This window comes from Pseudomonas sp. LBUM1643, from assembly GCF_059716215.1.
The window spans coordinates 1,474,973-1,487,229 of sequence record NZ_CP166813.1 but is presented as its reverse complement, the minus strand read 5'-3'; the positions used below and the strand labels follow the sequence as shown (position 1 = coordinate 1,487,229).

The 12,257-nt window shown below is 61.6% G+C and carries 5 protein-coding genes; all 5 read left to right on the top strand.

The genetic code is table 11. From position 1 onward, the window contains the following. The first annotated feature begins 3 nt into the window (after window positions 1-3). The 5 genes from ACA063_RS06630 to ACA063_RS06610 all read left to right on the top strand — a co-directional run bounded on the left by ACA063_RS06630 (window position 4) and on the right by ACA063_RS06610 (window position 12,257). Window positions 4-729 (top strand): urea amidolyase associated protein UAAP1, encoded by a 726-nt coding sequence (locus ACA063_RS06630; RefSeq protein ID WP_497665233.1) that lies wholly within the window; start codon window positions 4-6, stop codon window positions 727-729. Between the two features lie 11 nt (window positions 730-740). Continuing rightward, on the top strand, window positions 741-1,394 hold the full coding sequence (locus ACA063_RS06625) for an urea amidolyase associated protein UAAP2 (protein WP_497665232.1): 654 nt from the start codon (window positions 741-743) through the stop codon (window positions 1,392-1,394). A 361-nt stretch (window positions 1,395-1,755) separates the two neighbouring features. Beyond that, entirely contained in the window at window positions 1,756-5,445 is a 3,690-nt protein-coding gene (uca, locus tag ACA063_RS06620; RefSeq protein ID WP_497665231.1) for an urea carboxylase, read from the top strand. A 25-nt stretch (window positions 5,446-5,470) separates the two neighbouring features. Next, the gene (gene atzF, locus ACA063_RS06615) at window positions 5,471-7,249 is read left to right on the top strand and encodes an allophanate hydrolase (protein WP_497665230.1); all 1,779 of its coding nucleotides are present in this window, start codon (window positions 5,471-5,473) and stop codon (window positions 7,247-7,249) included. Window positions 7,250-7,505: 256 nt separating this feature from the next. Beyond that, a complete protein-coding gene (locus ACA063_RS06610; RefSeq protein ID WP_497666480.1) occupies window positions 7,506-12,257 on the top strand; it encodes an RHS repeat-associated core domain-containing protein in 4,752 nt (1,583 codons plus the stop codon).

The window sequence follows — 12,257 nt, the reverse complement described above, 5'->3', positions numbered from 1 at the left end:
CACATGACTGATTCGACCCAGCTGTTCCCGGTCTTCGCCGAAGAAATACTCCCTGGCGGCGGCCATCGTTCTTTCATCATGAAGCGCGGCCAACTGCTGCGCCTGACCGACCTGCGCGGCGGTGCGAATGTCAGCCTGACGTTGCTTAACGCGAAAGAAAAAACCGAGCGCCTGAACCTGCCCGACAGCCTCAAGTGCCAACACACCGCCAAGCTCACCACCGGCCATTGCCTGTACTCGGACATGGGCCGCGTGCTGGCCGCCATTACCGCCGATACCTGTGGCTGGAGCGACAGCCTCGGCGGCGTGCTCTGCGCTGAAGAAGTCGCGCAAAAATACGGCGCCGGGCGCTATCAGGAACTGCGCAACGGCTTCTTTCGCAACGGCACCGACAACCTGTTGGTGGAGCTGGGCAAATGGGGGTTGGGCCTGTCCGACTTGCTGATGACGCTCAATCTTTTCAGCCGGGTGAACGTCGATGAAGACGGTCGTTTTCACTTTGTCGAGGGCAACGCCAAGGCCGGTGACTACATCGAGTTGTACGCACCGATGGACACGCTGGTGGTGCTCACCGCCTTGCAACACCCGATGGATCCTTCCCCTGACTACGCACCGAAACCACTGAAGCTCAGCTGGATGAACGCTGACGCCAGCGTCGCCGAACACTGCCGCACTTCGCGCCCGGAAAACGAGCGCGGGTTCATCAACACCGACCGTCTGTTCGCCTGAGGATCGCTGCCATGTCACTCGCTATTGCAACCGCTGCCGCCACCCCAAACAGGCTGCCAGAAACCGCCGTGTATCGCGCCACTGTGCCGGCTGGCGAACCCTTCCTGACAGAGGTCAAAGCTGGCCAGACCCTGCGCATCCTCGATCTGGAAGGCAATCAAGCCGTCGACACCCTGTTCTACAGCGTGGCCAATCCGAAAGAACGCTACGACGTACAGCGCACGTTGCGCCGGCAGAACAGCGTCTACCTGAGCACTGGCAGCGTGCTCTATTCCAACCTCGGCAAACCAATGCTGACCATCGTCGCCGACACCTGCGGACGCCACGACACCCTCGGCGGTGCCTGCGCACAAGAAAGCAACACCGTGCGCTACGCCCTGGAAAAACGCTACATGCACAGCTGCCGCGACAACTACCTGCGCGCCTGCGTCCACGATGGGCGACTGGGCAAGGGCGACATCGGGCCGAACATCAATTTCTTCATGAACGTACCGGTCACGGCGGACGGCGGACTGACCTTCGAAGACGGGATTTCAGCGCCAGGCAAATACGTCGACCTGCGCGCCGAGATGGACGTGATTGTGCTGATTTCCAACTGCCCGCAACTGAACAACCCGTGCAACGCCTACAACCCGACCCCTGCGGAGATTCTGGTATGGAACTGAAATTGACGCGGTTGCGTAAATGGCTGTTCACCCTGTGCCAGGCCCGCTCCGGGCAGTGCCTGAAACCTAGAGACCACCACTAACCCCCTGTGGCGAGGGAGCTTGTCGAATCGTCGCACCGTCCCGCTGGGTCGCGAAGCGGCCCCAAACCCGGCTTCTCGGCTGTATCTGATACACCGCATTGATTGGTTTACGACTGCTGCGCAGCCGCACGGGACGGTGCGACGATTCGACAAGCTCCCTCGCCACAAAAAGCGTGGATTTCTTTCATCCGGGACGGCCCGGGTGCACTTCGAAAAACTGCGGGACGGCCCGCATCCCAGGTCGAGGCTGATGCGCAATCGCCTCCGGGGGTTATGCCATGTTCGAAAAAGTCCTGATTGCCAACCGTGGCGCCATTGCCTGCCGCATTCTGCGCACCCTGCGTGAACTGCAGGTCAAAGGCGTCGCCGTGTATTCCGAAGCTGATGTCGCCAGCTTGCACATCCTGCAGGCCGATGAAGCTCACAGCCTCGGCGAAGGCGCTGCCGCTGGCACGTACCTGGCCGTCGACAAGATTCTCGCCATCGCCCGGGCAACCGGCGCCACGGCGATCCATCCCGGCTACGGCTTCCTCTCGGAAAACACTGCGTTCGCCGAAGCCTGCGAAGCGGCCAACATCGCGTTCATCGGCCCGACGCCAGAGCAACTGCGCGTGTTCGGCCTCAAGCACACCGCACGCGCCCTGGCCAAACAGCATGGCGTGCCAATGCTCGAAGGCACCGAGCTGCTCGACAGCCTCGACGCGGCATTGATTGCCGGCGAACACGTCGGCTATCCGGTGATGCTCAAAAGCACCGCCGGCGGTGGCGGCATCGGTATGCGCGTCTGCCGCAGCGCGGCCGAATTGAGCGAATCCTTTGAAACGGTCAAGCGTCTTGGCCAGAACAACTTCAGCGACGCTGGCGTGTTTATCGAGAAGTACATTCAGCGCGCCAGGCACCTTGAGGTTCAGGTGTTCGGCGACGGTCAAGGCGAAGTCATTGCCCTCGGGGTGCGCGATTGCTCCGTCCAGCGTCGCAATCAGAAAGTGCTTGAAGAGACCCCTGCGCCCAACCTGCCCGATGGCATGGCCGATGAGCTGTGTGCCGCAGCGATCAAGCTGGCCAAAGCGGTCAACTACCGCAGCGCCGGCACCGTGGAGTTTGTGTTCGACAGCGAAGCCCGGCGTTTCTACTTCCTTGAAGTGAATACCCGTTTGCAGGTCGAACACGGTGTCACCGAACAAGTGTGGGGCGTGGATCTGGTGCGGTGGATGGTGGCGCTGGCGGCCGGTGATCTGCCGCCCCTGAGCGAATTGAGCCAAGGTTTGAAACCCGACGGCCATGCCATCCAGGCACGCCTCTACGCCGAAGATCCAGGGCGGGATTTCCAGCCAAGCCCAGGCTTGCTGACGGCCGTTCATTTCCCTGCCGCCGATGGTAAACAGTTGCGCATCGACACCTGGGTCGAGGCAGGTTGCGAGATCCCGCCGTACTTCGATCCGATGATCGCCAAGGTCATCTGCTGGGCGCCGACCCGTGCAGAAGCAGGCGCCGATCTGCATCAGGCATTGGGCGACAGCGTGTTGTATGGCGTGGAAACCAACCGCGATTATCTGCGGCAAATCCTGCTCGACGCGCCCTTTGCCAGCGGCCAGCCGTGGACTCGCTGCCTGGAAGATCTGGTCTATCAGGCCAACACGTTCGAGGTGCTCAGCGCGGGGACCCAAACCAGCGTGCAGGACTATCCCGGCCGTCTTGGTTATTGGGCCGTGGGCGTGCCGCCGTCGGGGCCGATGGACAGTCGCGCGCTGCGCTTGGGTAATCGTCTGCTGGGTAACGACGAAGGTGCCGCGGCGCTCGAAATCACCATGAGCGGGCCGTTGCTGCGCTTCAATTGCGAGGCGGTGGTGGCGGTCACCGGGGCCGTGATTCCGCTAGCGTTGAACGGCGAAACGGTGGCGATGAACACGACGTTGCTGATTCCGGCGGGCGCCACGTTAAGCCTCGGCACGATCGCCGGCGCGGGCGCCCGCAGCTATTTGTGCGTGCGTGGGGGCCTTCAGGTTCCGGATTACCTGGGCAGCAAAAGCACCTTCACCCTTGGCCAGTTTGGTGGGCACGGCGGGCGGGCTTTACGGGCGGGGGATGTGTTGCATATCCCTGCCTTAGGTGACCGTAATCATGGCGATCTATTGCCCGAAGAACAGGTCACCGAGCTGCCAGGCGTACGGCAAATCCGGGTGATTTACGGCCCGCACGGCGCGCCGGAATACTTCACCGAAGACTACATCGGCACCTTCTTTGCCACTCAGTGGGAGGTGCATTTCAACTCCAGCCGAACCGGTGTGCGCCTGATCGGACCGAAGCCGCAATGGGTGCGGGCTGATGGCGGCGAAGCCGGGCTGCATCCGTCGAATATTCATGACAATCCGTATGCCATCGGCGCGGTGGATTTCACCGGTGACATGCCGGTGATCCTCGGCCCGGACGGCCCGAGCCTCGGCGGTTTTGTCTGCCCTGTGACGGTGATCGAAGCGGACCTCTGGCAACTGGGGCAACTCAAGGCCGGCGACAAAGTGCAGTTCCTCCCCGTCGATCTAAGGACCGCTCGAGCACTTGCAACGCAGCGCTTTTGTGGCGAGGGAGTTTACTCCCGCTCGAGTGCGAAGCAGTCGCCAGGTCTATCAGAAACAATGGGGGATCAGGACTCGGGGCCGCTTCGCGACCCAGCGCGAGCAAGCTCGCTCGCCACAGGGTCTGTGCTTCCCCAGGGGGTCGTGTCTCCGGTGGTTCTGGACATTGGCCAGGACGATACCCGGCTGGTTGCACGCCTCTCCGGCGACACGCATCTACTGCTGGAAATCGGCGCCCCCGAGCTCGATCTCGTGCTGCGCTTTCGCGCCCACGCCCTCATGCAGGCACTGGAAAGCAAACACCTGCACAGCGTGATTGATCTGACGCCCGGCATCCGCTCACTGCAGGTGCACTACCAACCCGAACAACTGCCGCTGGCGGATTTGCTCGGCATCGTCGCCGGTGAATGGGACGCCGTGTGTGCCGCCAGGGATCTGCAAGTCCCGTCGCGCATCGTCCATCTGCCCCTGTCATGGGATGATCCTGCCTGTCAGCTGGCGATCGAAAAATACATGACCACCGTGCGCAAGGACGCACCGTGGTGCCCGAGCAACCTGGAGTTCATCCGCCGCATCAACGACCTGCCCAATCTCGACGAAGTGCAGCGCACGGTGTTCGACGCCAGCTACCTGGTCATGGGCCTGGGCGACGTCTACCTCGGCGCCCCGGTCGCTACGCCGCTCGACCCGCGGCACCGCCTGGTGACCACCAAATACAACCCCGCGCGAACCTGGACCGCCGAGAATTCGGTGGGTATCGGAGGGGCCTATATGTGCGTGTACGGCATGGAAGGTCCCGGGGGATATCAGTTCGTCGGTCGCACTTTGCAGATGTGGAACCGTTATCGCGAAGTCGCCGCATTCGATGGCAAACCATGGTTGCTGCGCTTCTTCGACCAGATCCGTTTTTACCCGGTCAGCGCCGATGAACTGCTGCGCATCCGCCGGGACTTTCCGCTCGGGCGTTTCGATTTGAACATCGAACACAGCCAGCTGAACCTGGCGGATTACCAGACGTTCCTGGCGAAGGAAACGGAGACCATCGCCGCGTTTCGCGATCAGCAAAAAGGCGCCTTCAACGCCGAGCGCGAGCGCTGGATCGCCAGTGGCCAGGCGCATTTCGACAGTGAAGAACTCGCCCCTGAAGTGACCGAAGATGCACCACTGGCCAGTGGTCAACAGAGCGTCGACAGCCACATCGCCGGCAACCTCTGGCAGGTTCAGGTTGAAACCGGCAGCCGGGTTCAGGCCGGCGACGTGCTGGTGATTCTGGAGTCGATGAAGATGGAAATTCCGCTATTGGCACCCATGGCTGGGGTGGTGCGCGAGATTCGCGTGCAACCGGGTTCGGCGGTGCGCGCCGGGCAGCGTGTCGTGGTGCTGGAACTCGACTGAAACCATTTCTAAAAGGATCAACGCCATGAACATCAATCTGCAACTCGACGCCCTGCGTAATGCCTACCGCGACGGCAGTATCACGCCTCGGCAACTGCTGCTGAGCCTGCGCGACAAAGCGGCAGCGCTGAACCCGGACTATCACCTGTTCATCCACTTGCTCAGCGTCGAGGAACTGGAGCCCTATCTGGCCGCCCTCGATGATCAAACCATCGACAGCCTGCCGTTGTTCGGCGTGCCCTTCGCGATCAAGGACAACATCGATTTGGCGGGCATCCCCACCACTGCCGCGTGCCCGGCATTTGCCTATGTGCCAGAGCGCTCGGCGACCATCATCGAGCAGTTGCTCGCGCTGGGGGCGATCCCGTTGGGCAAGACCAATCTCGACCAGTTCGCTACCGGCCTCAATGGCAGTCGATCCCCCTACGGCGCGTGCCCCAACAGCGTGTTGCCGGAGTATCCATCGGGGGGTTCCAGCGCCGGTTCTTCGCTGGCCGTCGCACTCGGTGTGGCGAGCTTTTCCCTGGGCACCGACACGGCGGGCTCCGGACGGGTACCGGCGGCGCTGAACAATCTGGTCGGATTGAAAGCCAGCAAAGGCCTGATCTCCACCGCGGGTGTCGTTCCGGCCTGCCGCACGCTCGATTGCGTGACCACTTTCACGGCGACTGCTCGGGAAGCCAGCCAGCTATTGGCGCTGACCGCGCAGCTTGATCCTCGGGACGAGTACAGCCGCAGCAACCCGCTTTGGAATGACGGCTCGGCGTTCGGTGCGCCCCGTCCATTTCGTTTCGGAGTACCCCGTGCGCAGGACCTGCAATTCTTCGGCTGCCCCGAAGGCCCGCTGTTGTTCGGTGATGCCATCGACCAGCTCAAGGCCTTGGGTGGTGAAGCAGTGGAGCTGGATTTGTCGCCGTTCCTCGAAGCTGCCCGCCTGCTCTATGAAGGGCCTTGGGTAGCCGAACGCTACAGCGTCACCGGGGAGCTGATGGAGACCAATCCCGAAGCCGTGCTGCCGGTGATTCGTGCCGTGCTTGCCAAGGCGCCGGCGGTGACCGGCGTACAAACGTTCCGCGCCCAGTATCGCCTGCAAGCCCTCAAGGCGCTGTGCGACAAGGCACTGGAGGACCTCGACTGCGTCATCACGCCAACCATCGGCCGCCCGGTGACGCTGGCCGAACTGGAAGCCGAACCCGTATTGCGCAACGCCCAATTGGGTTACTACACCAACTTCATGAACCTGCTCGACTACGCGGCCGTCGCCGTGCCGAGCGGCGTCATGGGCAATGGTTTGCCGTGGGGTGTAACGCTGTTCGGGCGGGTGTTCACCGACCAGTACTTGTTGAGCGTGGCGGATGCGTTGCAGCGTCATCAAGGTTCAACGCTATCAGCACCAACGACGGTCGCTCGCAACGACCGCGCACGACTGGTGGTGTGCGGGGCGCACCTGGATGGCCTGGCGTTGAACTGGCAACTGAAACGGCGCGGGGCGACATTGGTCGAGACGACGTTCAGTTCGCCGGACTATCAGTTGTATGCCCTGGCCGGCGGGCCGCCATTGCGCCCCGGCATGGTTCGGGTGAAGAACGGCGGCGTGGCGATCGCGGTGGAGGTCTGGGAATTGCCGAGCAGTGAGCTGGGTTCATTCCTGACCGGGATTCCAGCGCCGTTGGGGTTGGGCAAAGTGCAACTCGCGGATGGGCGCTGGGAGAGCGGGTTCATTTGTGAGAATTACGGGTTGGAGGGCGCAGTTGATATCAGCCCTTTAGGCGGATGGCGCGCCTACCTTAAAACCCTCGCCTGACACAACACCCACTGTAGGAGCTGCCGCAGGCTGCGATCTTTTGATCTTGCTTCTCACGAACAAGATCAAACATTCGCAGCACCTGGTAGCTTCTGAAACACGCTATTCAGCGAATCTTCCTACCGACCACACCTACCCCGCCTGACTTCTTTCCTCTCTGATCCCCCGCACAGTCTCCCGCGCCAATTTTCCTGCGCGAGGGACTGCTCATGTTCGACCCGATTGTGTGTTCGCCTTCGTTCGTTGCGGTGCGCTGATGGAGCACATTGCGCGCATCGAGCAGGCACTCGACGACTTCCCCAACACCCTGACGCTGTATCGCCAGCAGCTCGATCACTGGTTCAGCCGGGCTGCCGACAGGGTCAGTCACGCGACGGACATGCCCTCGCTTCTGGACATGGATCGGCAGATCAAGCTCGGCGATGTAACCACGGTGGTGGGTCGTCGCGACGATGACTATATCTCCACGGTGGCGCAATGCCCCGAGAACGGGATTCTGCAGATCGAGAGCAAGTTCGAGTCGGTGTATGACATTCCGTTGGGGGGCATTCAGGTTGATGTGATTGCGGTCGAGGGTGGCCAGCGCACGCCGGTCACGCTTGATGAGCACGGTAAAGGATTGTTCGAAGGTGTTCCCGGGAAGTTTTACCGGGTGCATGTGCAGAGTGCGGTGACAAAGGATCAGGTTAATGCGCTGTTTAAGTCTTACGACGGACTGACCCGGCAACTGGAGGACTGGCTGCGCAAGGAGTGGCAAGGATTCAAGCCGCAGTGGTCGCAGTCGGTGTTTGCGGCGGCGGGGAATGGCGTTCTTGCGGGGAGTTGGGCGGCGGTCATTGGGGTGTGGGACAGCCTGAGTCTGCTCTCGGAGATCCTTCAGAATCCCGGCAAGTTCGCTGAACGTTTGGGCAGTGGCGCGGATGAACTGGCCAAGTTGGCGCAGTCAGCACCGAAAGCCATGGCCCAGGTCCAGCTGCTGGTCAGTGACGAAGCGGCGCTGTGTTTGCTCCTGCGCACGGCCAGTCTGTGGTGGGAAATGCTGCCGCCCAGCGTACTCGCGGGCAACACGGCCGAAGCGATGGCCACTGGGGTGGTGCAACTGCTGATCGATATCCTGATTGGCGTGGTCCTGACGTTTGCCGGCGCCGGCGTCGCTTACTTGAGCATACGCCTGGCCCACTACGGCGCTCGGATCGTCAATGCCGCCCTGGGCTTCGTCAAAGCCATCTTCGACCTCCTCAAAACGTTCATGACCTACGTCGACGACTATAAGGCCGTCGCCGCACGCGGCATTGCCGCCGGCGCGAATCAGGGTCGCCTGCTGCTCAACTGGAACGCCCGCAAGAACACCACGCTGAAGCAAAACGAACACCGCAACGACGCTTCAAAGCAGGCGAAAAACCCTAACGACGACGCCGCCACCTGCGTGGCGTCCACCTGCAAAAACGGCTGCCCGGTGTCGATGGTCACCGGCGAAGAACTGCTGACCCTCACCGACGGCACGCTCGACGGCCTTCTCCCCTTCGACTTCACCCGCCTCTACCGCACCAGCGCCGCCGAGCTCGATGTCGGCCTGGGTTTCGGCTGGAGCCACAGCCTCTCCCACCGGCTGGAAATCGACGGCGACGAGGTCATCTGGATCGACCACGAAAACCGTCGCACGCCCTTCCCCTTGCCCAGCACCGAACGCCCAGCGATCCACAACAGCCTGTCGCGGGCGGCGATCTTTCTCGGCGATGCCCCAGAAGAGCTGATCCTTGCCCAGGCCGGCGACGCACCGCGTTTTTACCACTTCATCAACGGTCGGCTGAGCGCGATCAGCGACGCCTACGACAACCGCCTGCACCTGACCCACGATTACCACGGCCGCCTCGAGCGCGTGGATAACGGCGCCGGTCGCGCCTTGTTGTTGCGTTACGACCGCCGCCACCTGATCGCCGTCGACTACCAGCGGCTCACCCCGGCGCCCACCGTGGCCCAGGGCTGGGTGACCGAGCAGACGCTGGTGCGCTATCGCTACGACGAACACCAGCACCTGATCGAAGCGACCAACGCCGCTGAGGAGAGTGAGCGTTATCGCTATGACGACGAGCACGTCATCCTGCAGCGGCAACTGGCCGGTGGGGCGAGTTTCTTCTGGGCGTGGGAACGGTCCGGCAAGGCTGCTCGTTGCATCCGTCACTGGGCCTCGTTTGCGCAGATGGATGCGCAGTACGTCTGGGATGACCAGGGCAGCGTCACGGTCAAGAACCTCGATGGCAGCGAAGAGGTGTACGTCCACGACGACCGGGCGCGGCTGGTGCGCAAAGTCGAACTGGATGGCGGCGAACACTTCAAGTCCTACGACGATCAGGGTCGGTTAGTGGCGGAGCGGGACCCGCTGGGCGCGGTGACCGAGTATCACTACGACGAGGCCGGACGGCTGGTGGCGTTGATTCCGCCGCAAGACGAGCCAACGGCCTACGAGTACCGGAACGGTTTCCTGCACGCGCGCTTTCGTGGCAAGGCCGAATGGAAATACCTGCGCAATGCCCAGGGCGATGTCACTGAAGCCATCGACCCGGACGGTCATGCCACGCACTACCGCTACGACGCCCAAGGGCGCTTGCTGTCGATCCGTTACCCGGATCACAGCCGTCATCTGTTGGTCTGGAATGCGCTGGGTCAGCTCGTTGAAGAAACCCTTCCAGAGGGTGGCACGCGGAAGTTTTCCTACGATGCACTGGGGCGGCGGATTACCCAAGAGGACGAACACGGCGCCGTCACGCATTCGCAATGGGACGCCGTTGGCCGACTGATCCACAGCACCTCACCCTCCGGCGCCACCCGTTCCTTCAGCTACAACGCCTACGGCACGCTCACCTCTGCCACCGATGAACTGGGCCAGGTCACGCGTTACGAGTATGTCGAGGACCTGCACCTGGTCAGCTGCCGGATCAATCCGGACGGTTCGCAGCTGCGCTATCGCTACGACAACGCACAGTTGTTGCTGACGGAAATCGAGAACGAGTCCGGCGAAAAGTACCACCTGGACTACACCGCCAACGGACTGATCCGACAGGAAACCGGCTTCGACGGCCTGCGCACTGCCTACAACTACGACCTCAACGGCCACCTGCTGGAGAAGACCGAATTTGGCGAGGACGGCTCACAACTGGTCACCGGGTATCAGCGCGATGCGGCCGGACGCTTGCAGGTCAAGACCCTAGCCGACGGCACGTGCGTTACCTATCACTACGACAGCCTCGGCCGCCTGACCAGCGTCGACGACGGCCACGACCACCCGCTGGAATTCGAGTACGACCGCCAGGACCGGCTGATCACCGAACACCAGAGCTGGGGCACCTTGCGCTATGGCTACGACGCCTGCGGCCAGCTCAACCGCGTGCGCCTGCCGGACAACAGCGTCCTCGACTACCACCACGCGGCGGGTGGCGCGCTCACCGGCATCGACCTTAATGGCGCCCGGCTGACAGCGCATCACGTTGTCGGTGGCCGCGAACAGCAACGTCAACAAGGACTGCTGCTCAGCGACTACGCCTACGACGATCAAGGTCGCCTGACCGCCCACGCCATCGGCAAACCGCAACAACCGCTGTATCGCCGCGATTATTCCTACAGCGTCAACGGCAACCTCGAACTGATTTCCGACACCCGCCACGGCCGCCGCAGTTACCAGTACGACCCGCAAAACCGCCTGACCCGCGTCAACCACGCGCGCGACGACGACCCGGAAACCTTCGCCCACGACCCGGCGGGCAACCTGTTCATGCAGGACCGCGTCGGCAAGCCGTCCGTCAAAGGCAACCGCCTGCTGATGCAGGGCGACCGCCACTACGACTACGACGCCTTCGGCAACCTCATCCGCGAACGCCGCGGCACCGCGCAAAAGCTCGTCACCGAATACCGCTACGACTGCCAACACCGCCTGATCGGCCTTACTCGCCCAGACGGCCGCACCGCCAGCTACCGCTACGACGCCTTCGGCCGCCGCATCGCCAAAACCGTCGACGGCCTCACCACCGAATTTTTCTGGCAAGGCGACAACCTCGTCGCCGAAAGCAGCAAAAGCCACTACCGCAGCTACCTCTACGAACCCGGCAGCTTCCGCCCGCTGGCCATGCTCGACGGCAAAGGCCCACGCAAGGCCTGTCCGTTCTATTACCAACTGGATCACCTCGGCACACCGCAGGAACTGACGGATTTCAGCGGCGAAATCGTCTGGTCGGCGAAGTACAACGCCTACGGCAAAGTCAGTCGTCTTCAACACGGCGGCGGTGAGCAGCTGGAGCAGCCGCTACGCTTTCAAGGGCAATACTTCGACGCCGAAAGCGGCCTGCACTACAACCGGCATCGCTACTACAATCCGGATGTTGGACGGTATTTGACGCCCGACCCGATCAAGTTGGCGGGTGGGCTGAACCAGTACCAGTACACGCCGAATCCGACGGGGTGGGTGGATCCGCTGGGGTTGAGTTGTCCGCCGCCGGGGAGGCCGGGGTGTTCGGTTCCAGATGATGTAAGTGGCGTTAAGGTTGATGAGGGCGAACAAAAGTTACCTAAGCCCAAGTTAAGCGCTAAGGAACAAAAAGCCAAAGAAGAGCTACACAGACTGAATAAAAGTCAAGGGATGCATATGATGGAGAAGCATGGTCCGGAGGTTCCAGATACTGCCTTTAAACAGAGAGCTATTGACGGCACGAATCCGATTACTGGTATTACTCCTTATCATAGAAGAGGCAATCCAAGCTCCAGATTTTACAGTCATGACTTAATGTTGACAGCATACAACCTTGCAATAACTAGATCGGAGAGAGGGCTTACGCAGTTTACGGGCAAAGATGGTAATTTAAACGATATTGTGCGCATGAGGTTACCGGGTGCCGGCGAAGGTTACGTCCCCAATTCAAACTCACCACAGAACCCAAGATTAATTGAAATGCACGGATTCGAAATGAAGTTCGACAAAGAAACCGGCATACCATTTACCTTGTTTCCAACCAGGTAG

What these genes read in the sequence shown, in the direction of transcription:
- ACA063_RS06610 (WP_497666480.1), top strand. Translation starts at nt 7,506, where the DNA reads ATGGAGCACATTGCGCGCATCGAGCAGGCACTCGACGACTTCCCCAAC.
- ACA063_RS06630 (WP_497665233.1), top strand. Translation starts at nt 4, where the DNA reads ATGACTGATTCGACCCAGCTGTTCCCGGTCTTCGCCGAAGAAATACTC.
- ACA063_RS06625 (WP_497665232.1), top strand. Translation starts at nt 741, where the DNA reads ATGTCACTCGCTATTGCAACCGCTGCCGCCACCCCAAACAGGCTGCCA.
- uca (WP_497665231.1), top strand. Translation starts at nt 1,756, where the DNA reads ATGTTCGAAAAAGTCCTGATTGCCAACCGTGGCGCCATTGCCTGCCGC.
- atzF (WP_497665230.1), top strand. Translation starts at nt 5,471, where the DNA reads ATGAACATCAATCTGCAACTCGACGCCCTGCGTAATGCCTACCGCGAC.